Source organism: Streptomyces sp. NPDC005576 (assembly GCF_042871745.1).
Classification (GTDB): domain Bacteria; phylum Actinomycetota; class Actinomycetes; order Streptomycetales; family Streptomycetaceae; genus Streptomyces.
Genome location: NZ_JBIAJC010000006.1, coordinates 190,847 through 212,079, shown reverse-complemented (window position 1 = coordinate 212,079; position 21,233 = coordinate 190,847). Strand labels below are relative to the sequence as shown.

The 21,233-nt window shown below is 70.7% G+C and carries 17 protein-coding genes and 2 pseudogenes; 10 read left to right on the top strand and 9 right to left on the bottom strand.

What is annotated here, in order from left to right:
• Positions 1 to 65 precede the first annotated feature (65 nt).
• Positions 66 to 1,511, bottom strand: coding sequence for an argininosuccinate synthase (gene argG, locus ACFYPN_RS12890; protein WP_358756279.1), 1,446 nt, complete (start codon positions 1,509 to 1,511; stop codon positions 66 to 68).
• Between the two features lie 264 nt (positions 1,512 to 1,775).
• Between argG and ACFYPN_RS12885 the strand changes: the two genes are divergently transcribed.
• The 5 genes from ACFYPN_RS12885 to ACFYPN_RS12865 all read left to right on the top strand — a co-directional run bounded on the left by ACFYPN_RS12885 (position 1,776) and on the right by ACFYPN_RS12865 (position 8,719).
• Positions 1,776 to 2,210, top strand: a complete 435-nt coding sequence (locus ACFYPN_RS12885; RefSeq protein WP_389298064.1) for a hypothetical protein — start codon at positions 1,776 to 1,778, stop codon at positions 2,208 to 2,210.
• Positions 2,211 to 2,444: 234 nt separating this feature from the next.
• Positions 2,445 to 3,443, top strand: coding sequence for a fibronectin type III domain-containing protein (locus tag ACFYPN_RS12880; protein WP_358756282.1), 999 nt, complete (start codon positions 2,445 to 2,447; stop codon positions 3,441 to 3,443).
• Between the two features lie 221 nt (positions 3,444 to 3,664).
• Positions 3,665 to 5,023, top strand: a complete 1,359-nt coding sequence (locus ACFYPN_RS12875) for a M20/M25/M40 family metallo-hydrolase (RefSeq protein ID WP_389298062.1) — start codon at positions 3,665 to 3,667, stop codon at positions 5,021 to 5,023.
• Positions 5,020 to 6,552 carry a YfcC family protein gene (locus ACFYPN_RS12870; RefSeq protein ID WP_389298060.1) on the top strand — a complete coding sequence of 511 codons (1,533 nt, stop codon included), beginning with the start codon at positions 5,020 to 5,022 and terminating at the stop codon, positions 6,550 to 6,552. The genes ACFYPN_RS12875 and ACFYPN_RS12870 overlap by 4 nt, the downstream gene beginning before the upstream one ends.
• A gap of 436 nt (positions 6,553 to 6,988) precedes the next feature.
• Positions 6,989 to 8,719, top strand: a complete 1,731-nt coding sequence (locus tag ACFYPN_RS12865; protein WP_358756288.1) for a VCBS repeat-containing protein — start codon at positions 6,989 to 6,991, stop codon at positions 8,717 to 8,719.
• Between the two features lie 116 nt (positions 8,720 to 8,835).
• Here the strand turns inward: ACFYPN_RS12865 and ACFYPN_RS12860 are convergent, their stop codons facing one another.
• The 7 genes from ACFYPN_RS12860 to ACFYPN_RS12830 form a co-directional block, all read right to left on the bottom strand.
• Entirely contained in the window at positions 8,836 to 9,045 is a 210-nt protein-coding gene (locus ACFYPN_RS12860; protein ID WP_358756290.1) for a DUF397 domain-containing protein, read from the bottom strand.
• Positions 8,954 to 9,445 carry a Scr1 family TA system antitoxin-like transcriptional regulator gene (locus ACFYPN_RS12855; protein WP_389298058.1) on the bottom strand — a complete coding sequence of 164 codons (492 nt, stop codon included), beginning with the start codon at positions 9,443 to 9,445 and terminating at the stop codon, positions 8,954 to 8,956. The genes ACFYPN_RS12860 and ACFYPN_RS12855 overlap by 92 nt, the downstream gene beginning before the upstream one ends.
• A gap of 54 nt (positions 9,446 to 9,499) precedes the next feature.
• Entirely contained in the window at positions 9,500 to 9,784 is a 285-nt protein-coding gene (locus ACFYPN_RS12850; protein WP_389298056.1) for a hypothetical protein, read from the bottom strand.
• A gap of 109 nt (positions 9,785 to 9,893) precedes the next feature.
• On the bottom strand, positions 9,894 to 12,101 hold the full coding sequence (locus tag ACFYPN_RS12845; RefSeq protein WP_389298054.1) for a germacradienol/geosmin synthase: 2,208 nt from the start codon (positions 12,099 to 12,101) through the stop codon (positions 9,894 to 9,896).
• Positions 12,102 to 12,713: 612 nt separating this feature from the next.
• Entirely contained in the window at positions 12,714 to 13,202 is a 489-nt protein-coding gene (locus ACFYPN_RS12840) for a DinB family protein (protein ID WP_389298053.1), read from the bottom strand.
• A gap of 62 nt (positions 13,203 to 13,264) precedes the next feature.
• The gene (gene aceB / locus ACFYPN_RS12835; RefSeq protein ID WP_389298051.1) at positions 13,265 to 14,884 is read right to left on the bottom strand and encodes a malate synthase A; all 1,620 of its coding nucleotides are present in this window, start codon (positions 14,882 to 14,884) and stop codon (positions 13,265 to 13,267) included.
• A gap of 269 nt (positions 14,885 to 15,153) precedes the next feature.
• A complete protein-coding gene (locus ACFYPN_RS12830) occupies positions 15,154 to 15,765 on the bottom strand; it encodes an NTP transferase domain-containing protein (RefSeq protein WP_389298049.1) in 612 nt (203 codons plus the stop codon).
• Positions 15,766 to 15,965: 200 nt separating this feature from the next.
• Between ACFYPN_RS12830 and ACFYPN_RS12825 the strand changes: the two genes are divergently transcribed.
• On the top strand, positions 15,966 to 16,280 hold the full coding sequence (locus ACFYPN_RS12825; RefSeq protein WP_389298047.1) for a DUF5955 family protein: 315 nt from the start codon (positions 15,966 to 15,968) through the stop codon (positions 16,278 to 16,280).
• A gap of 117 nt (positions 16,281 to 16,397) precedes the next feature.
• Here ACFYPN_RS12825 and ACFYPN_RS12820 read toward each other — a convergent pair whose 3' ends face one another.
• Positions 16,398 to 17,189: an IclR family transcriptional regulator gene (locus tag ACFYPN_RS12820; RefSeq protein WP_389298045.1), complete on the bottom strand. Its 792-nt coding sequence runs from the start codon at positions 17,187 to 17,189 to the stop codon at positions 16,398 to 16,400.
• A gap of 456 nt (positions 17,190 to 17,645) precedes the next feature.
• Between ACFYPN_RS12820 and allB the strand changes: the two genes are divergently transcribed.
• From allB to ACFYPN_RS12800, 4 genes and pseudogenes are all read left to right on the top strand, one after another.
• Entirely contained in the window at positions 17,646 to 18,965 is a 1,320-nt protein-coding gene (allB, locus tag ACFYPN_RS12815; RefSeq protein WP_389298225.1) for an allantoinase AllB, read from the top strand.
• A gap of 2 nt (positions 18,966 to 18,967) precedes the next feature.
• Positions 18,968 to 20,116, top strand: coding sequence for an allantoicase (gene alc / locus ACFYPN_RS12810; RefSeq protein WP_389298043.1), 1,149 nt, complete (start codon positions 18,968 to 18,970; stop codon positions 20,114 to 20,116).
• A gap of 181 nt (positions 20,117 to 20,297) precedes the next feature.
• Positions 20,298 to 20,863, top strand: a pseudogene (locus ACFYPN_RS12805) (GNAT family N-acetyltransferase).
• 79 nt (positions 20,864 to 20,942) lie between these two features.
• Positions 20,943 to 21,126, top strand: a pseudogene (locus tag ACFYPN_RS12800) (hypothetical protein); the annotation flags it as partial.
• Positions 21,127 to 21,233 lie beyond the last annotated feature (107 nt).

Sequence of the window (21,233 nt, the reverse complement as noted above, 5' to 3'; positions counted from 1 at the left end):
CCACGCGGAGGGAGGCCCGGCGGAACCCGCCGGACCTCCCTCTTCGTACGTACGCGGTCCGGCCGTCAGTCGGCGCCGAACTCCATGGCGGCGCTGTCGAGCAGCTTGTCGCCGCCGGGGGCCTCCCCGCGCGAGGCGATCTCCTGGGCGTTGCCCTCGGGCATCGCGCCGATCAGCGCCGTGGACGCGGACTGCGCGCCGATGAGCGCCTGGTGGGAGGTGCCGACCATGCCGATGGCGGCGTACTGCTCCAGCTTGGCGCGGGAGTCGGCGATGTCGAGGTTACGCATCGTCAGCTGACCGATCCGGTCCACCGGCCCGAAGGCGGAGTCCTCGGTGCGCTCCATGGACAGCTTGTCCGGGTGGTAGCTGAACGCCGGTCCGGAGGTGTTCAGGACCGAGTAGTCCTCGCCGCGCCGCAGCCGCAGGGTCACCTCGCCGGTGACGGCCATGCCGACCCACCGCTGGAGCGACTCGCGGATCATCAGCGCCTGCGGGTCCAGCCACCGGCCCTCGTACATCAGACGGCCGAGGCGGCGGCCCTCGTTGTGGTAGCTGGCGAGGGTGTCCTCGTTGTGGATCGCGTTGACCAGCCGCTCGTAACACGCGTGGAGCAGGGCCATGCCCGGCGCCTCGTAGATGCCGCGGCTCTTGGCCTCGATGATCCGGTTCTCGATCTGGTCGGACATGCCCAGGCCGTGCCGGCCGCCGATGGCATTGGCCTCCAGCACCAGATCGACGGCGGAGGCGAACTCCTTGCCGTTGATGGTCACCGGGCGGCCCTGCTCGAAGCCGACGGTGACGTCCTCGGTGGCGATCTCGACGGACGGGTCCCAGAACCGCACGCCCATGATCGGCTCGACGCTCTCCAGACCGGTGTCGAGGTGCTCGAGGGTCTTGGCCTCGTGCGTCGCGCCCCAGATGTTGGCGTCGGTGGAGTACGCCTTCTCCGTGCTGTCCCGGTACGGCAGCCCGTGGGCGAGCAGCCACTCGGACATCTCCTTGCGACCACCGAGCTCGGTGACGAAGTCGGCGTCCAGCCAGGGCTTGTAGATGCGCAGCGACGGGTTGGCCAGCAGGCCGTAGCGGTAGAACCGCTCGATGTCGTTGCCCTTGAACGTGGAGCCGTCGCCCCAGATCTGGACGTCGTCCTCCAGCATGGCGCGCACCAGCATGGTGCCCGTGACCGCGCGGCCGAGCGGGGTGGTGTTGAAGTACGCGCGCCCGCCGGAGCGGATGTGGAAGGCCCCGCAGGTCAGCGCGGCGAGCCCTTCCTCCACGAGGGCGGTCCGGCAGTCGACCAGCCGGGCGATCTCCGCCCCGTAGGCGTGAGCGCGTCCGGGCACGGAGGCGATGTCGGGTTCGTCGTACTGGCCGATGTCGGCGGTGTACGTGCACGGAGCCGCGCCCTTGTCGCGCATCCACGCGACCGCGACGGAGGTGTCGAGACCGCCGGAGAAGGCGATTCCGACGCGTTCCCCGACGGGCAGAGAGGTCATTACCTTAGACATAGGAAAAGTATGCACTTCGATGCATGTTCATGCAACCCGGTCGGTCGAGTCGTCACTCACTCGATGGGGGGATGGCGGGCGAGGTGCCCCCGGAAACTCCTTGGGGCGACCATGTGGTCACGCAAGGTTACTGAATCTCGGCATGGGTAGGTCTCGCGTCGCCCCGGGTCTCTCCTCGGTCCGCACCGGCGGAAGGCCGGGGGCAGAAGTGGAAGCCACCTCGTACCCGTCCCTCCGGGGGCGGGATCTTCAGGGAGATCGCTCATGGCAGTACGGAAGACCGCCGCGACCCTGCTGGCCGCGACGACGCTCGTCGCCGGCTCGCTGTTCGGGCTGACGGGGCCGGCGTCGGCCTCCGCCCGGCCCGACGAGGCCACCCTCGCGGCGAAGGCGCTCGCGGGTGCCCGGCGGCACGCGGTGGAGTCGCCCACCGCGACCAAGTCCGCCGCCGCGGCGCTCTCCTGCTCCTACGCCTACGTGTGCGGGCAGGGCGCCAACGGCAACAGCTTCGCCTACACCAAGTGCAACACCCTCTACCAGCTGCCCAACCTGACCGGCGGCGGCCCCCTCGTCAACAACCAGACCCCCGGCACCGTGGCGTACTTCTACGACAAGAACCAGAACTACCTCTTCTCCTCCACCGCCTATCAGTCCACGACGGTCAACTGGACCCCGGTCTGGTACGCCATCGCCTGCTGACGCCGCGTCGGTGATCGCGGCGGGGCGCCCGTGCCGCTTCGGGACGAGGCGGCACGGGGTGCTCCGCCGCACGTCCGTCCGGCCGTCGAGGCGGAACCCCGCACTCCGTCACCACGTCCGGGGTCCCCGACGCAAGCAGGGCGAGGCGCACAACCCCACATTGCGGAATGTTCCGCGCACCCCCCTTGTGACCCGACCGCACACCGTGCCATACAGGTCTGGACCAATGCCCCGATGAAAGGCGGCAGCGCCGTGCAACGTCCCCCCACGCGTGTCGTGTCGACCTGTTCCGCACTCCTCCTCCTCACCCTGCTCACCGGCTGCGGCGGTTCGGACGAGGCGGCCGACACCAAGGCGCCCACCACCCCCCAGGACGTGACCGCCCAGGTGAGCAGCGCCACCTCCGTGCACGTCATGTGGGAGCAGTCCTCGGACGACAAGGCGGTCACCGGATACGAGATCTACCGCGGCGGCACCCGTGTGAAAGCCGTCCCCGCGACCAAGCGCATGATCGACGTCGACGGGCTCACCGCGTCCACCGGCTACATCTTCACCGTCCGGGCCCGGGACGCGGCCGGCAACCTCTCCGAGCCCGGCCCCGGCGTGTCCGCCACCACCCGGCCCACCCCGCCCGACGACCGGAAGGCGCCGTCCGTCCCGGTGGCACCGCACGCCACCGCGGTCGGCACCGACAGCGCGACCCTGTCCTGGAAGCCCGCGACGGACGACGTCGGAGTCTCCTCGTACGACGTCTACCAGGAGGACTCCCGCATCCACAGCGTCTCCGGCACCGTGACCAGCGCCCGGCTGACCGGCCTGCGCCCCGGGACCGTCTACACCTTCACGGTCCGCGCCCGCGATGCCTCGGACAAGTCCTCGGACGACAGCCGGTCCGTCGACGTCACCACCAAGTCCGCCCCCGGCGCACCCGCGAGCACCGCCCCCACCGGCCTGCGCACGGAGACCAGCGGCGGGGCCGGCCGTTACGTCGTGGGACTCTCCTGGGACCAGCCCGAGGTGGGCGGGGTGATTCCCGCCTACGAGCTGTACCTCGACGGGAAACCGACCACGACCATCGTCTGGGGCGGTACGCCCCCCCAGGGCCGCGCCACCTACGAGCTGACGCTCACCGAACCCCGGGGCACCCGGCACTCCGTCAAGCTCCGGGCCAAGCTCCCCGACGGGAAATGGGGTGACTTCTCCGCGCAGCGCACCCTCGTACTCGGCGGCTGAGGGCAGGGCGCGGGGCGAGGGGCGGCGGTTGCGGCGCCCGGCCCCGCGGACGGGCGGGAGCGCCCGCCCTGTGGTCCATTGATCCCTGGGGCGTGTCCGCGGAAGCCCCACGCCCCGCGCCGCCCTCCCGCCGGACGCCGGACGCCGCACGCCGGTACCGACGGGGACCGCCGCGGACACGAGTGCCGGACGCGAGTACACGAGGAACAGGGGTGTGCACCATGGACCTGAGCACCCGGGTCGACGCGCTGATGGACGGTCTGATCGCCGACCTGGAACGGCTGACGGCCATTGCATCCATCGCCTTCCCCGGCTACCCGCCCGAGCCGGTCCTGGAGGCCCACGACCTCGTGGTGGAACTGCTGCGGGGGGCCGGCGTCACGCGGATCGACCGGCTGGACTTCCCCGACACCGCGCCGGTCATCGTGGCCGAGGTGCCGCCACCCACCCCCGACGCACCCACCGTCCTCCTCTACGGCCACTACGACGTGCAGCCCCCGGGCGACGAGAGCCTCTGGCGGTCGCCGCCCTTCGAGCCCACCCTCCTCGACGGCGGAGGCGGCCTCAGGGCCCGGGGTGTCGCCGACGACAAGGCGAACGTCATCGTCCACCTCGGGATGCTGCGGGCGTTCGGCGGGGTGCCCCCGGTCGGGCTGAAGATCGTCCTGGAAGGCCAGGAGGAGTACGGCAGCGCCTTCGACACGTACCCTCCCACCGATCCGGAACGCTTCGCCTGCGACGCCATGGTCATCGCCGACCTCGGCAACATCCGCCCCGGCAGCCCCACCCTCACCACGGGGCTCCGCGGTGCCGCGGAGGTCGTCGTCGAAGTCCGTACCCTCACCGAGCCCCGGCACAGCGGCGAGTTCGGCGGCGCGGCCCCCGACGCCCTGCTGACCCTGCTCGCGGCACTCTCCACCCTGCACGACGTGCACGGCGACGTGGCGGTGGAGGGACTGCGGCGGGAGGAGTGGACCGGCACCACCTTCACCGAGGAGGAGTTCCGCTCCCTCGCCGGGGTGCTCGACGGGGTGCCCCTGACGGGATCGGGCAGCCTCGGCGAACGGCTCTGGAGCGGACCGGCGATCACCGTCATCGGGATCGACGCCCCCGGCGTCGACCGGGCGGCCTCGGCCGTCGTGCCCTACGCGCGCGCCAAACTGAACCTCCGGTTCCACCCGCTGCAGGACCCCCGGGAGGCCCAGGGACGCCTCGTCACCCACCTGGAGGCACTCCGCCCGTTCGGCATCCCGCTCACCGTCACCGCCGGGGACACCGGCCCCGGATTCGAGGCGAGGACCGACGGCCCGGCCTACCGCGCGGCTCGCACCGCACTGCGCGAGGGGTGGGGCGAGGAACCCGCGTACATCGCCAGTGGCGGGTCGATCCCCCTGGTGAACGGCCTGGCCGGAGCAGCGCCCGGAGCGGAGGTACTGCTGTTCGGAGCCCAGGACAACATGTGCAACCTGCACGCCCCGAACGAGCGAGTGCTCTTCTCCGAACTCCGGTCGGCGGTGATCGCCGAAGCCGCCTTCCTGCGGGAATTCGCGGCCGGCCACCGGGCCGGAGGTGCCGCATGAGCACCGGGGTGACGGGCGGCGCCGACTCCCAGGAGAAACCACCGGGCAAGCGGAAGTTCATCTTCCCGAGCGCGCTGACGATCCTCGCCCTGGTCACCCTCGCCGTCTGGGGGATCGCCTTCCTCATCCCCTCCGGGGCGTACGACCGCAATGCCGAAGGCGCCCCGGTCCAGGGCACCTACCACCGGGTCCCCTCCGGCCAGAGCTTCGTGGACCGGCTCAACGACCTCTTCCTCTCGCCCGTCAACGGCCTGTACGGAATTCGGGACGCCGAGACCGGCCGGGTCGGACCCGATCTGGCGGGCGAACTGTACGGCAGCGCAGGCGTATTCCTCTTCGTCATCGCCATCGGCGCGTTCATCACGGTCGTCTTCGCCACCGGAGCCCTCGACCGGGGCATCGGCCGCCTCGCCCACCGGCTGCGCGAGCGCGGCGCGCTGCTCATCGCCGGCGTCATGGTGGTCTTCTCGCTGCTCGGCACGGTGGAGGGTTTCGCCGAGGAGACCCTGGGCTTCTACGGACTGATCGTGCCGCTGATGCTCGCCCTCGGCTACGACCGCATGGTCGCCACCGGCACGATCATCCTCGGCGCAGGCATCGGGGTGCTCTGCTCCACCGTCAACCCGTTCGCCACCGGCGTCGCCTCGTCGGCCGCCGACATCTCCCTCGGCGACGGCATCGTGCTGCGCGGGCTCATGTGGATCGTCCTGACCGCCGTGACCATCGCCTACGTCGTCCGGTACGCCTCCCGGGTCCGCAGGGACCCCGCACGCTCCCTCTCCGGCTTCCTGCCCGGCGACCACGAACAGTCGGCGGTGAAGGCGGAGGAACCACCTCCGCTGACCCCGCTGCACCAGATCATCCTGGTCCTGGTCGGAGTGACCTTCGCCTTCATGATCTTTTCCGTGGTGCCCTGGTCCAGTGCCCTCACCGGGGACGCGGACGCCACGCCCTACGGCTTCGAACTCGGCTGGTCGTTCCCGCAGCTGGCAGCCCTCTTCATGGTCGCGGCCGTGGTCGTCGGCGTGGTGGCCCGGCTCGGTGAACAGAGGCTGAGCGCGACGATCGTGCAGGGCGCGGCGGACTTCATCTCGCCGGCACTGGTCATCGTGCTGGCCCGCGGCGTCACCGTCATCATGAACAACTCGCAGATCACCGACACGGTGCTGCACTCCATCGAGGGCGTGGTGTCCGGGGCCTCGTCCGGTCTCTTCGCCGTCGTCGTGTTCATCGTCAACCTGCCCCTGGCGTTCCTGATCCCCTCCACCTCCGGCCACGCGACCCTCGCCATGCCGATCCTCGCGCCCCTCGCCGACTTCGCGGGTGTCTCCCGCGCCGTGGTGGTGACGGCGTGGCAGGCGGCGAGCGGCTGGATGAACCTCTGGGTGCCGACGACGGCCGTCACCATCGGCGGCGTCGCGCTGGCCAAGATCGGCTACGACAGGTACCTGCGCTTCGTCTGGCCGCTGCTCGCGATCCTGTTCGTCCTGATCTGTGCATTCGTCGCCCTCGGAGCGGTATGGACGTGATCATGACGCTCCGTCGGACGCCCGGAGCGACTGCCGTTCATCCAATTTTTCTTGCCGGTCCCGCCACGCATTCCCCGTCGTTTGCGTGCGACCTGCCCGTTTCCCTCCCGAATTGGCCTTCCGAGAGGCGATCAGGAATGCGTAAGGAATAGCCTCCGAACGGACAACCGACTTGCCTGAAGAGCCCTTCTGGGGATAGATCTATTTCACGACCCTGGGGAGGGACGCCACCGCTGGTGGGGGGATTCTCGTTTCCGTCATGCCGTGCGCCGGTTTCACGACCGACACCGAAGGCACATCGACGGCACCATCACATCCGACACCGCATTACGCGCGAGTCGGCTCCGGCACGTGCGCCGCTCTCCTGGGAGTCGTCATTTCCACAGGAGGCAGAATGCCCAACCTCGCAATACCCGGGTCCAGGCGGACCCGGAAGATGGCCACAGCGGCAGCGATCGTCTGCGCCGGTCTGATGGTCAGCGGTTCGATGACGATCACCGCGCACGCGGCCGGGAACGACGCCGCGATCCCCGGCACGGTCACCGTGCCGCACCACACCACACGCCCCACCTTCTCCATCCCGGGGCGTGAGAAGGCCGCGGCACCCAAGCCGCGCTCGCTGACCCGTGCCGCGGCCGTCACCTCGGCCGCCCAGCGCGCCGACTTCGACGGTGACGGCAGCGGCGACCTCGCCTACCGCGCAAGCTGGGGCGACGTCTACACCGACTGGGGCTCCGACTTCGCGACGGTCATCCCCGCGGAGAGCTCCCAGGTCAAGGACCTGCTGCTGCCGGGCGACATGACCGGCGACGGCCTGCCCGACCTGCTGACGGTGACGCCCACCGGATCGCTCCGCCTCCACAACGGGGCCGGCGCGACCTACGAGGGCGGCATGACCTCGTACACCACGCTCAGCAGCGGCTGGCAGGCGTACAACAAGCTCGTCGTTCCGGGTGACCTGAACGGCGACGGCAAGAGCGACCTGATCGCCCGCAGCACCGCCGGGCTGTTCCTCTTCCCGGGCACCGGCACCAACTTCGGCAAGGCCATCAAGATCGGCGGCGCCGGCTGGAGCCAGTTCGACCAGCTGGTCGGCGCCGATGACCTCACCGGTGACGGTGTCGCCGACCTGGTGGCCCGTAACGCCTCCGGGGTCTACGTGTATCCCGGAAACGGCAGCGTCGCCGGGTACCCGTTCAAGACGCAGTTCAAGATCGGCGGCACCGGCTGGCTCCAGTACAACCAGATCACCGGCGGCACCGACTACAACGGCAACGGCACCGCCGACCTCGCGGTCCGCGGCTTCGACGGCACGATGTACTACTACGACGGCAAGGGCAACGGTTTCTTCCAGGACCGGGTGTCCGCAGGCTCCGGCTGGGGCGGTATCTCCCAGCTGGCGGGTGCCGGCAACCAGGCGGCGTACGGCAAGGCCGGGGTGTTCGCCCGGACCAGCAACGGCACGCTGTACTACTACGACGGCACCGGTACCGGGAAGCTGGAGGCGAAGTTCCTGGTCGGCACGGGCTGGACCCGCTCCGACAGCCGCCTCACCCACAGCGTCTCGCTCCGGTCCGACGGCCTGTCCGACCTGATCGCGCACAGCACGTACGACGGCCACCTGTACAACACGGCCGCCTACGCGCTGGACGACACCGACCTCGCGGCCGGTTCGAAGTCGTACAACCTGGTCGTCGGCCCCGGCGACCTCAACGGTGACGGCAAGAGCGACCTGCTCGCCCGCAGTTCCACCGCGCTGTACTTCTACGCGGGCAACGGCGACGGCCTCTCCATGAAGGGCCGGGTCCAGGTCGGCGGCAGCGGCTGGAGCCAGTACAACAAGCTGGTCGGCGCCGGTGACTACAACCTCGACGGTCGCGCGGACCTGCTGGCCCGCAGCTCCGCCGGGCTGTTCCTCTACCCCGGCACCGGCAAGGCGGCCACCCCCTTCGGGACCCGCGTCCAGGTCGGTGGCAGCGGCTGGAGCCAGTACTCCACCCTCGCGGCTCCGGGTGACATCAACGGGGACGGCATCGCCGACCTCCTGACGTCCAACTCCAAGGGCCAGCTGTTCTTCTACGCGGGCACCGGCGTCACCAAGACGCCGTTCAAGGCCCGCGTCACGATCGGCAGTGGGGGCTGGAACCAGTACCCCGACCTGGTCTGATCGCTGAACCGGACGACGCGCATCCAGCGCATCGGCTGATACCGGCCGCCCCTTCCCGCCCACACGGGGGGAGGGGCGGCCGGTCCGTTTTCACGGCCGACCGATGCGTACCCGGGTCAGTCGCGGCTGATACCCGCGACGAAGGAGGCCCAGGCATCGGACGCGACCGTGAGGGTGGGGCCGGTGCGGTGCTTGGAGTCGCGGATGTGGACGGTGCCGGGCGAGGTGGCGACCTCAAGACACTGTCCGCCCTCGGCGCCGCTGTAGCTGCTCTCGAACCAGCGCAGCGCTGCTACCGAACCACCCGTGGTGTCGTGGACGTTCATACCTCTCCCAGCTGTTTTTCGATGAAGGCCAGCGACTCACGCGGGGTGAGCGCCTGCCAAATCGGGCCGACAGGGCTCGGACTTCCGCGCGTTCGGTCACCAGTGTGCTCCGACCCTGCACTTCGAGATAGCCGACCGGCTCGCCGTGTTGCGGGGTGAGCACCGTGAACGGTCCGTCCACGCCGGCGTTGTCCTCGCGGTCCGAAGGCATCACCTGGATCTCGATATTGCGCTTCTCCCCGATCAGCAGAAGATGTTCAAGCTGACCCCGCCGGACCTCCCGGCCGCTCAGTCCCCGGGTGACACGTACTCCTCCATGACGAAACTGAGCAGGGGGGCCGGCCACCGGTGGAAGATTTCGGTTGGCTCGCGGCGTCGAACGCCGCGAGCGCGCCCGCATCCGCAGTGAGAAGGGCGCGTCCGCCGTGGCGGCGGACCAGCCCTCACCGCGTGATCAGACAGCCGGATCCGAACTCTTCTCCGCGAGGCTGATTGCTGCCCGCCGTCTCAGATCGCGCCGCACCTCCCGAAACTCGTCTTCCGTGCGCGCAGCACCTCGCACCGCCTGCTGCAACGTGCGCTCCGACTCTTCGAGGGACCTCTGGAGTCCGGCAGCTTCCTCTCGGACGACAGCGCTCCCATCCCTGACAGGACCGCTGGACCTGACGAAGTCGGCCAGCGTGATCCGCTCCTCGTAGACCGATACCTGGAAAGCAACGAGAGCATCCGACACCTGCATGGCGACATCCTGACATGCGACAGAACGACATGCCTGCCCGTCAGGACCTGTTGCCGGCCGCTGAGGAGAACCCGGCCGCCGCCGAGCCGCCGGCCGCCGTCCCGGTGACTCAGCCGGCCAGGCGGGGGAGGCGGGCGGCGGCGGTGCCGATGCCGGTGGGACCGGAGAGGGTGCGGCGATGGTGGTGGCGCAGGTCGGCTTCGCGGTAGCGGCCGCTGATGGCGTGCCAGTGCAGGTTGCCGGTCATGGCGGTCCTGAGCCGCTCGACGTGGTTGGCGACGGTCTGCCGTTCTGTGCTGTCGAGGTTTAGGTCGTCGCAGAGGACGGGCAGTTCGGCGGTGGCCAGGTGCTCGAACTCGTCGAGGCGTGCGGTGGCGAGGTCGGCGACGACCCGGGCCGCTTCCGGGTAGCCGCAGTCGAAGAAGTGCTGCACCACGAGCGAGGCGTTGTGGAAATCCCCCTCGAACTCGATCTCCCGCTGGTACGAGAAGAGGTCGTTGACCAGGCCGGCGTGGTCGGCGGCCGTCTGTTCCAGGGACCGCACGGTGCCGCTGTCCCGGACGGCGTCGGGCAGTTGCCGGTGTACGCCGCCGCCCAGCAGGGCCGGGACAGTGGTGAAGAATTCGCCACCGGCGGTCCGGCGGCGCAGTTCGAGGAAGTCCACCGGGTCGGGGAGACGGTGGTGGGCGAGGTTGGCGATCTCGGTCAGCCAGCCCTCGAACAGCTCGGCGAGCAGCCCACGCACGGTCTCCCGGGCGGCGGGCGTGAGGCCGGTGCCGACCCGGGACCAGAGGTCGGTGAGCCCGCGCTCCAGCGCGTCGGCTGGCACGACCGGGACGGTCGGCTCGGGAGCGGTGATCTCCATCAGCCGGGCGGAGGCCAGCTTGGCCCCGGCGAGGTCGCGCCGGCACCCGTAGGCGGCGTCGAAGAAGTCGTCCCCGTAGCAGCCCCAGGCGACCAGGGAGGTGGCCGCGGTCATCTGCTCGGCGGTGAGGTCGGGCATGGTGCACGCTCCGAGCAGGCCGAGGTCGAAACGGGCGAAGGTCTCCTCGGTCCACACCCGCCGGCCGCCGGCCCGCGGCTCCGGGGCGAACATGCCCGTCCGGCCGGCCCATGCGGCCACGTCCCGCCGGACCCCGTCCACATGGGGGCTGACCCGCACCCGGGCCGGGAGCCGCATCTCGGGCACCTGGGAGGGGCCGGTGGGCTGGTGCGGGACGAAGGCGAAGTTGCGCAGGCGCTTGGCCCCGGTCGCGCTGACCACGCGCTTGATGTCCATCGCCGAGGTGCCGAGCGCACCCAGCGGCAGCGGCAGACCGGCTTGCGGGCCGCCGTTCATGTAGCGGCTGGAGCGCAGGTGCCACTCGTGGCCGCCTGCCTGCCAGTCCTGCAACCCCTTGACGTAGGCCGCGACCCGGGCGGTGTCCTCGCCACCGAGACCGTGGTCGGCGAGGAGCGGGCCGAGCGCGGTGAGCGCGGTGTCCTCGAACTGCTGCAGCCGGGACGTCAGCAGGTCGTTGACCCGGTCGGCGGCCTCCTGCGTGCTGATCCCGAAGAAGGTCTCCAGCACCAGCACGCCGTTGCTCAGCTCGCCCTCCTCCTCCCTCTCGCGCTGGTACGAGAAGAGGTCGTTGCGCAGGTGCACCGCGTCCGAGAAGGTGTCCCGGAGTACCACCAGCGGCCGCGACCGTGCGACGGCGGGCGGGAGCTCCGCCCCGACCGCGTGCTCCACCAGCACGGCCGACCAGGGCGCACCGCCCACCTTGCGGCGCATCTCGATGTACTCGACGGGGTTGGGGACCCGGCCGATGCTGATGTTGGACAGCTCCCAGATCGACTCGTTGAGCAGGTGCTCGGTGCTGAGCGCGAAGCGTTCGCGCCAGTCCGCCGAGGTACCCGGGGCGGTGCGCAACCACAACTCGGCCAGACCTGCCTCCACCGGGTTGCGCGGCTCAGGCGTCGGAGTCGCAGGGGCGAGCGGCATGAAGGCGGGCAGCCGGTCCAGGTATGCCTTGCCGCCGGGCCGGTCCTGGCTGTGCTTGAAGGTCTTCACGAAGTGGTCGTCGAAGAAGAAGACCCACACGTACCAGTCCGTCAGCAACGCCAGCTCGGCCTCGTCGCAGTCCGGGTGGGTGTAGGCACACAGCAGCGCGTAGTCGTGCGTGTCGAGGTCCTGCTGCTCCCAGACGCCCGAGCCCTCCAGCATGCCCATGCCGCGCGCCCAGTCGCGGGAGTGTTCCCGGGCCTGCTCCAGGTGCGGGTTGAGCCGGGCCGGGTACGGCAGGTAGAAGGCGGGGAGGTTGAAGGGCTGTGGCATTCGCTTCACGCTCTCTTCGGGGGAACGGGGAAACCAATCGGCGACGCTCGCCGGTGCCGGTTGCACCCGCCGGTGTTTCGGCGCCGGTCGACTGACCGGCCGGGTCGGCGGTCGGGGCGCGGTGCAGGTCGAGGGCGGCGCGGGCAGCTGCGGCCACGACGCCGGTCGGGTGGGTGCGTCGGCGTAGGTCTCGAGCAGGACCTCCGACGTGCGGACGGCATCCGCGCCGCCGCCCGCCACCGTTGCAGCACGCACGGCCCCCACCGTCCGGCCGAACTCCGCCTCCCTGCCCGCTCGGGCGGGGGACCTCTCGGCGATGTCACACATCGCCCGCGCGAAGTGCTGGTCACCCGCCGTCGCCACCACAGGAGCAGAAGCCATGACCGTCAGTGTGGCGAACGCCCCCGCCCAGCCGGACCGGCTTCCGTCCGCCGTCACCCGTCCGAGTGAGGACCACGGAAGCTGCCGAAGGGCGACGGCGAGCAGGCGCCGTGGGACCGCCCGGTGACCGCGCTCGCTGCGGTGGACAACGCCGGGAGCGGCGACCGGGCGATCCTGCCCCTGGCGGGATCGCTGTGGAGGATGGTGCCGGGCAGGGCCACGGGCAGGTGCTCAGCGAGGTCCAAGCCCTGTCCGGCCGTCGATGAGTTCGCGAGCGATGTCCAGATGTCCAGCGTGCCGCGCGGTCTCCTCGATCACATGCATGACAATCCCGCGCAGGTCAGCGAGTTCGTCCCCCAGCGGTTCGGGGGGGCGACCCCGCGGGGGTGCCGACAAGGGCGTGCGGGCGATCACGGCATCGGAACGGCGACACTGATCCTGGTAGAAGGCGAAAACCACCTTCGGTTCTCGTGGTGTCGTCAGCGGGGCATGGTCATCGGGCCATGGCAACGGTTCGGCCGCTCCGAGGACGACCTCCTGGAACCAGTGCCTCTCGGCGTGCCCCAGATGTTCTACGAGCCCGAGGGGCGTCCAACCGGAGGGCAGGACCGCCGTGGTCAGTGCCTTCGTGTCGAGCCCGTCGACAATCGCCAGCACGCTGGCTCGCTGTGCCGCGAGGAACGCCGAGAGAGTCTTCTTCTCCTTGCCGGGTGAGTTCATGCGCGCAGGGTCCCCGTGGCCACTGACAAGGCGGCCGCGATCTTCGGTCGCCGACGCTCCGCTCAGCGCAGTTGCTCGTACGCGGGCAGGGTGAGGAAGTCCGTGTAGTCCGTGTCCAGCGCCACCCGGAGCAGCAGGTCGTGGGCCTCCTGCCAGCGGCCGGCGGCGAACGCCTCGTCGCCGATCCCGGCGCGTACGGTGGCCAGTTCCTCGGCGGCGACCTCGCGGGCCAGGTCGGCGGTGGCGTGTCGGCCGTTCTCGAAGACGACGTCCGCGTTGATCCACTGCCAGATCTGCGAGCGGGAGATCTCCGCCGTTGCCGCGTCCTCCATGAGGCCGAAGATGGCGACGGCACCCGTACCGCGCAGCCATGCCTCGATGTAGCGGATGCCGACCGCGACGGCGTTGCGCCAACCGTCGTACGTGGGGCGGGCGTCCAGGCTGTCGACGGCGATCAGGTCGCCCGCCGCCACCGACACGTCCTCGCGGAGCCGGTCCTTCTGGTTCGGCTTGTCGCCGAGCACCGCGTCGAAGGAGGCGAGGGCGATCGGGACCAGGTCCGGGTGGGCGACCCACGAACCGTCGAAGCCGTCGGCTGCCTCGCGGTCCTTGTCCGCCTTGACCTTCTCGAACGCGACCTTGTTGGCCTCGGCGTCGCGGCGCGAGGGAATGAAGGCCGCCATGCCACCGATGGCGTGCGCTCCCCTCTTGTGGCAGGTGCGGACGAGGAGTTCGGTGTACGCGCGCATGAACGGGGCCGTCATCGTGACCGCGTTGCGGTCCGGCAGGACGAACTTCGTACCGCCGTCACGGAAGTTCTTGACGATGGAGAAGAGATAGTCCCAGCGTCCGGCGTTGAGTCCGGAGGCGTGCTCGCGCAACTCGTAGAGAATCTCCTCCATTTCGTAGGCGGCGGTGATCGTCTCGATGAGGACCGTCGCGCGGACCGTGCCCCGGGGGATGCCCACGTACTCCTGGGCGAAGACGAAGACGTCGTTCCAGAGCCGGGCCTCCAGGTGGGACTCCGTCTTCGGGAGATAGAAGTACGGGCCCTTGCCGAGGTCGATCAGCCGCTGGGCGTTGTGGAAGAAGTACAGGCCGAAGTCGACCAGCGCTCCGGGGACCGGTGTTCCTTCGAGCTGGAGGTGACGCTCGTCCAGGTGCCAGCCGCGCGGGCGGGTGACGACGGTCGCCAGCTCCTTTGCCGGCCGCAGGGCGTACGACTTCCCGGACTTCGGGTCGGTGAAGTCGATGCGGCGCTCGTAGGCATCGATCAGATTGAGCTGCCCGAGGACGACGTTCTCCCAGGTGGGGGCCGACGCGTCCTCGAAATCGGCCAGCCAGATCCGGGCACCGGAGTTGAGGGCGTTGATCGTCATCTTCCGGTCCGTCGGACCGGTGATCTCCACCCGGCGGTCGTTCAGCGCCGCCGGTGCGGGCGCCACCCGCCAGGAGTCGTCGGCGCGGACGCCGGCCGTCTCCGACAGGAAGTCCAGCGTCGAGGTGCGGGCGATCTCCGCGCGGCGCTCACCCCGGCGGGCGAGCAACTCATCACGGCGGGGGGTGAACCGCCGGTGCAGTTCGGCCACGAACGCGAGGGCCGCGTCGGTGAGCACCTCCTCCTGCCGGGGCAGGTGCTCGGCGTCGACGATGACCAGCGGGGAGGGCGCCGGTGCGGACATGGGCTGTCACTCCTTCAGCGAGCGGGCGAGCGGGCGAACGGGCGTGCGCGGTCTTCGACGTATCTGTCTCTTCTGGATAGTGGATAGTAGTTTCCTCATGGTGGAACCTCAATGGTCCCAGGGCGTGGCGTGGCGTGGCGTGGCGTGGCGCGGACGGTCCAGGCCGTCGGCCCTGTGTCGCTCGGACGGGGTTCCGGTCGTGCCGAAGGTGTTCGACGAGGGCCGGGGACGGAGGACCGCCCCGGCGTACGGGGACCCGGCCCGGGTCGTCAGGGGCCCGCGAGGTGCCTCAGGTCCTCCGGGGTGTCGATGTCGTACGCATCCGCCACGTCCGCGCACTCGACGAGCGTGAGAGCCGCCCGGTGCTCCCACAGATGGGCCCGGGCCCCCTGGTCACCCGTGGCGCCCGCCGACACTCCCGCCCAGTGGTCCGCGCCGAGGAGTACCGGGTGGCCCCGCGTGCCGTGGTACGAGGCCGCCGCGAGGCTCGCCCGCGAGGTGTGCGCCGCACGGACCCGGGAGACGGCCTCGGCGCCGACACCGGGCTGGTCGACGAGGAGAACGAGCGCCGCCTCCGTCCCGGTGCCCGCGAGGGCGGCCAGACCCGCGCGCAGCGAACCGCCCATGCCCTGTTGCCACTCCGGATTGACCGTCACCGCGCATCCCGCGAGCGAGCTCCGGGACCGCACCTCGTCGGCGGCGGCGCCCAGCACCACCACGATCCGGTCACAGCCGCCGTCGCGCAGTGATCGAATCGCGTGTTCGACCAGTGGACGCCCCCGGTGCATGAGCAGCGCCTTGGGCCGCCCGCCGAGGCGCCGACCGCCGCCGGCGGCGAGCAGCACCCCGGTGACCAGGGGGTTCATCCGCACAGGAACCATGTCCACTCAATACCACCGACACGTCGTCGAACGGGCTGGTACGCGCGAAAGTGGGGTCCCTCTCAGGGGTAACCCCGATTTCTCGTCACGGAGTGGCGCCGGCCACCTTCAATGGCGTTAACTTGCCTCCACTCCGGCGCACTTGACCACGCGCCGGAGCGCGAAAGGCATAGGCACGACGTCGTGCAAGGGGGAGTGCATTGTTGCGAAGTATGGAGCAGCAGCGGGTGACCGGGAGCAGCGAGGACCCCAGGGTCACGGAGTTGCGGACAGCGGTGTCCCGGCTCCGCCGCGAGCTGGCCGGACATCCCGCCGAGTTCTCCGACCGGGGGATCGCGGAGGAGGAGCTGGCCGCGCTGGACTCCATGGCGGTCAGCGGGGTGCCGGAGATTCCCCGGCTCCGCCGTTCCCTGCTGCTGATCGCGGGAGCGATCGGTTCGGTGAGCGCGCTGGCGCCCGCGCTCCGGGCGGTACGGATCGCGGTGGACCTCTTCGGCGAGCCGCCGCGGCGGTGAGGTGTCGCGCGGCGGTGAGGTGTCGCGCGGCCGGTGTGCGGTGCCGGGGGAGGGGCGGTACAGCCGGGCATCGTGGCTCCGCCACTCCTCCCTCCCCCGACGTGCTCCCCCCGTGGCTCAACCGCCCGCCGCGAGAACGGCGGAGAGCTCCTTCGCCGTCTGCTGGAGGATCGGCACGATCCGTTCCGTCGCCGCCTCGGTGACCCGCCCGGCCGGGCCCGAGATGGAGATCGCGGCGGCGGTGGGGGAGCCGGGCACGGCGACCGCCAGACACCGAACCCCGATCTCCTGCTCGTTGTCGTCGACGGCGTAACCGGCGCGGCGGACCTGCTCCAGCGCTTCGAGGAAGCCCTCCGGAGTGGTGATCGTCTTCTCGGTGGCGGCCGGCATCCCGGTGCGTGCCAGCAGTGCCCGTACCTCCTCGGGCGACGCGTGCGCGAGCAGCGCCTTGCCGACGCCGGTGGAGTGCGGCAGGACCCGGCGCCCCACCTCGGTGAACATCCGCATCGAGTGCTTCGAGGGCGCCTGCGCGACGTACACCACCTCGTCGCCGTCGAGCAGCGCCATGTTCGCGGTCTCGCCCGTCTCCTCCACCAGGTGCTGGAGGTAGGGCCGCGCCCAGGTGCCGAGCAGTCGGGACGCCGACTCGCCCAGGCGGATGAGCCGGGGGCCCAACGCGTAGCGGCGGTTGGGCTGCTGGCGTACGTACCCGCAGACCACCAGCGTGCGCATCAGACGGTGAATGGTGGGGAGCGGCAGACCGCCGGCCGTGGAGAGTTCGCTCAGACCCACCTCGCCCCCTGCGTCGGCCATCCGCTCCAGCAGGTCGAAGGCGCGCTCCAGGGACTGCACCCCACCGCTGGAACCGGCGGTCTTGGAGTCGGAAGTGCTGGCGTCGGACGGCGGCACGTCAACGGTCCTTTCGAAGCGGTGGGCAAGGTAGCAGCGTACCGGGACCGTCGCGGTCCGCGCACTGGTCGTGGCAGGGCGTATGCACCGGTCAGAGGCTGTTTTCCACGGCCGGAAGCAGGGGGGGCCGGGGGCCTCGCGGGGGCGTCTGCCGTCCCCGTGGGTCGTCCGGACGCGGTCCGGGGCGGGGAAAGCCCGATTCTGTTTCCGGGACGTTTCGGCAGGCCGCGCGCCCTCTGCCGGCGGGCCGCGCGCGGGACGCTCCGGCGGCGGAGGGGGCTTGACGGAGGGGAAACCCGCATGAAGACTCCCCGCAGGAAGCCCCTTCAACAATTCGTTGACGTCGCTGAGGTCGTCCCGCCGCGAGCGGAGCGAGGAGTACCGGTGTTCGGTGGACACGTACGGAGAGACCTGGACGCGGACGGGGGGACGAGCGGGCCCGCGCACGCCGATCTGATGCTGCGGTCGACCCGCGTGGTCACCCCCGCGGGGACGCGCCCCGCCGTGGTCGCGGTCCGTGCCGGGCGGATCGGGGCGGTCCTGCCGCACGACACCGAAGTACCTCCGGGCGTACGGCTGGAGGAACTCGGCGACCGGGCTCTCCTCCCCGGGCTCGTCGACACTCATGTGCACGTCAACGACCCGGGGCGCACCGAGTGGGAGGGCTTCTGGACGGCCACCCGGGCGGCGGCCGCCGGGGGCATCACGACTCTCCTCGACATGCCGCTCAACTCCCTCCCGCCGACCACCACGGTAGGGCACCTGAGGACCAAGCAGCGGGTCGCGGCCTCCCGGGCGCATGTGGACACCGGCTTCTGGGGCGGTGCGGTCCCGGCGAACGTCAAGGATCTGCGACCGCTCCACGAGGCCGGCGTCTTCGGCTTCAAGTGCTTCCTCTCCCCGTCCGGTGTCGACGAGTTCCCGCACCTGGACCAGGAGGGGCTGGGGCGCTCGCTGGCCGAGATAGCGGGCTTCGGCGGTCTGCTCATCGTCCACGCGGAGGACCCCGGCCACCTGGACGCGGCCCCGCAGCGGGGCGGCCCCGCCTATGCCGACTTCCTGGCCTCGCGCCCCCGGGCCGCCGAGAACGCGGCGATCGAGGGGCTCATCGCCCATGCGAAACGGCTGAACGCCCGCGTCCACGTCCTGCACCTCTCGTCCGCCGACGCGCTGCCGCTCATCGCCGCGGCGCAACGCGAGGGGGTACGCGTCACCGTCGAGTCCTGCCCGCACTTCCTCACCCTCACCGCCGAGGAAGTACCGGACGGGGCGACCGAGTACAAATGCTGCCCACCCATCCGTGAGGCGGCCAACCAGGACGCGCTGTGGCAGGGGCTCGCCGACGGGGTCATCAGCTGTATCGTCTCCGACCACTCGCCCTGCACCTCGGACCTGAAGACGCCCGACTTCGCTTCCGCCTGGGGCGGCATCTCCTCCCTCCAGCTGGGGCTGCCCGCCATCTGGACCGAGGCCCGACGGCGCGGCCACTGTCTCGACGACGTGGCGCGCTGGATGTCCACCGGCCCCGCACGGCTCGCCGGACTGGACCGGAAGGGCGCCATCGAGCCCGGTCGCGACGCCGACTTCGCCGTACTCGATCCCGAGGCGACCTTCACCGTCGATCCCGCAGCCCTCCACCACCGCAACCAGGTCACCGCCTACGCGGGCCGGACCCTGGACGGCGTCGTCACGTCGACCTGGCTGCGCGGGAGCCGGATCGTCCACGACGGCGTCTTCGCCGACCCCTCCGGCCGCCTGCTCGAAAGGAACCTGTGACCATGACGGAGCCCGTGACGCCGCGCTGGACCGGAGACGCCCTCCCCTACACGGGGGGCGACCCGTACGCCGACTACCGCACCCCGGGCCCCGCCGGATTCCCCTTCGGCCACTACGTGGACCTCGCCGCGCGGCAGCTCGGCGCAGGGGTCGTCGCCGCCAACGACGAGTTCTTCGCGGAACGGGAGAACCTGCTGAAGCCGGGACACGCCGTCTTCGACCCCGAACGCTTCGGGCACAAGGGCAAGATCATGGACGGCTGGGAGACCCGCCGCCGGCGCGGTGCGAGCGCCGACCGCCCGCACCCCGAGGACGAGGACCACGACTGGGCACTCGTACGGCTCGGCGCCCCCGGCATCGTACGGGGACTGGTCGTGGACACCGCCCACTTCCGCGGCAACTACCCACGCGCCGTCTCCGTGGAAGCCACCTCGCTGCCGGGCGCCCCCTCGCCGGAGGAACTGCTGGCGCCGGACGTGAAGTGGACGACGCTGGTGCCCCCTACGGAGATCGCCGGCCACGCCGCCAACGGCTTCACGGTCGACGCCGAGCAGCGCTTCACCCACCTGCGGGTCAACCAGCACCCGGACGGGGGCATCGCCCGGCTCCGGGTCCACGGAGAGGTCGTACCCGACCCCGCGTGGCTCACCGCCCTCGGCACCTTCGACCTGCTGGCCCTGGAGAACGGCGGCCGGGTGGAGGACGCCTCGGACCGCTTCTACTCCCCGGCCACCAACAGCATCCAGCCCGGCCGCTCCCGGCGGATGGACGACGGCTGGGAGACCCGCCGCCGCCGCGACCGGGGCAACGACTGGATCCGTTACACCTTGCCCGCGCAGGCGGAGATCCGGGCGGTGGAGATCGACACCGCCTGTCTCAAGGGCAACGCGGCCGGCTGGGCGACACTCTCGCTCCGCGACGAGGGCGACGGAGCGGACGGGGACGACGAGGCGTGGACCGAGTTCCTGCCCCGCACCCGCCTCCAGCCGGACACCAACCACCGGTTCGTCCTGGAAGCGCCGCTACGCGCCACCCGGGTGCGCATCGACATCTTCCCGGACGGCGGGATCTCCCGGCTGCGCCTCTTCGGCTCCCTCACCGAGACCGGCGCGCACCGGCTGACGGCCCGTCACCACGAGCTCGGCGGCTGAGGGCTCGCGGAAGAACAACATGCGGGCACCCGACGCTCCGGCCTGCGAAGTCACGTCTCGGAACCAGCAGGTTGATTCCTGCGATCCCCTAGGGGCGTGGGTCAGTAACCGCTTCGCTGCAGCCGAGGCCGGAGAGCGGGGTCTCGGGTGGGCCGGGGGCTGCCTGGTCATGGATCCGGCCATGACCAGCGGTGTGACCACTGAGCCCGCCATCATCCTTGACGCCATGGAGCTGACTGCCGATCCGGAGCTGGAGGTCCGGTTCGCGAAGTCGGCCCACCAGATCCTGGTGGAGCTGGTCAGCGGAGGTGCTGCGCTGGGCTGGGTCGAACCACCCTCACGGGATGAGGTGGCGGAACTTCTTGACCGCGTCGTCTCCGCGGTGCGGGCCGGGGATGCGGCCCTGCGTGCTGCTTACCTCGACGGTCGGCTCGTGGGACTGGGGTACTGGCTGCGTTACAACGACCGACCCATCGGCCACACGCCGATCCGGAGAAGGTCGCGGTAGACGCTGCTGCCCATGGTCGCGGCGTCGGCCGGGCGCTGACCTCTGCCCTGATCGCTGACGCCCGGGAGGCGGGTATCGAAGTCCTCACCCTGGACGCCCGTGGCGACAACACCAGTGCCCTGCACCTCTACCGGTCGCTGGGCTTCACCGAATACGGCCGTCTCGCCGACTTCGTCGCCGTCGGCGAACACCGCTACGACAAGGTCTTCTGCATGCTGGACTTCCGTCGGCAAGACTGAGTCACTGCCACGCACCAAGGCCCGACGGCGCCCGGTTGCGCTCCGTGCTCTTCCATGCGGGACGATCACCACATATGTGGTGGGGAGAGACTGTCGAGTCGGTCGAGACGAAGCGGTCTGGGGCCGTCCGGCGGCGGTGGACAAGACGTTTCGGGCCTTCGATCCGCACCAGGTCCTGCTGCTGCCTCCGTCGCCGGACGACTGGCTGCCCGAGGACCACCTCGCCCGGTTCGTCCGCCGACCTGGTCGACGGGGCGCTCGACCGGGGAACGACTGAACGTGCTCAGCTCTGCCCGGATGCTGGTCACCCCGGCTGTCGGCCCGTCCGCGCCGATAGCGTCCACGCGGAGTCGGGCGATCACTTGGGGGT

Coding starts and splice junctions, on each gene's coding strand:
- ACFYPN_RS12855 (WP_389298058.1), bottom strand. CDS start 9,445: ATGCGGGCGCGCTCGCGGCGTTCGACGCCGCGAGCCAACCGAAATCTT.
- ACFYPN_RS12830 (WP_389298049.1), bottom strand. CDS start 15,765: ATGGTTCCTGTGCGGATGAACCCCCTGGTCACCGGGGTGCTGCTCGCC.
- ACFYPN_RS12870 (WP_389298060.1), top strand. CDS start 5,020: ATGAGCACCGGGGTGACGGGCGGCGCCGACTCCCAGGAGAAACCACCG.
- aceB (WP_389298051.1), bottom strand. CDS start 14,884: ATGTCCGCACCGGCGCCCTCCCCGCTGGTCATCGTCGACGCCGAGCAC.
- ACFYPN_RS12860 (WP_358756290.1), bottom strand. CDS start 9,045: ATGAACGTCCACGACACCACGGGTGGTTCGGTAGCAGCGCTGCGCTGG.
- ACFYPN_RS12840 (WP_389298053.1), bottom strand. CDS start 13,202: ATGAACTCACCCGGCAAGGAGAAGAAGACTCTCTCGGCGTTCCTCGCG.
- argG (WP_358756279.1), bottom strand. CDS start 1,511: ATGTCTAAGGTAATGACCTCTCTGCCCGTCGGGGAACGCGTCGGAATC.
- ACFYPN_RS12880 (WP_358756282.1), top strand. CDS start 2,445: ATGAAAGGCGGCAGCGCCGTGCAACGTCCCCCCACGCGTGTCGTGTCG.
- ACFYPN_RS12885 (WP_389298064.1), top strand. CDS start 1,776: ATGGCAGTACGGAAGACCGCCGCGACCCTGCTGGCCGCGACGACGCTC.
- ACFYPN_RS12865 (WP_358756288.1), top strand. CDS start 6,989: ATGGCCACAGCGGCAGCGATCGTCTGCGCCGGTCTGATGGTCAGCGGT.
- ACFYPN_RS12875 (WP_389298062.1), top strand. CDS start 3,665: ATGGACCTGAGCACCCGGGTCGACGCGCTGATGGACGGTCTGATCGCC.
- ACFYPN_RS12850 (WP_389298056.1), bottom strand. CDS start 9,784: ATGCAGGTGTCGGATGCTCTCGTTGCTTTCCAGGTATCGGTCTACGAG.
- allB (WP_389298225.1), top strand. CDS start 17,646: ATGCTGCGGTCGACCCGCGTGGTCACCCCCGCGGGGACGCGCCCCGCC.
- alc (WP_389298043.1), top strand. CDS start 18,968: ATGACGGAGCCCGTGACGCCGCGCTGGACCGGAGACGCCCTCCCCTAC.
- ACFYPN_RS12845 (WP_389298054.1), bottom strand. CDS start 12,101: ATGCCACAGCCCTTCAACCTCCCCGCCTTCTACCTGCCGTACCCGGCC.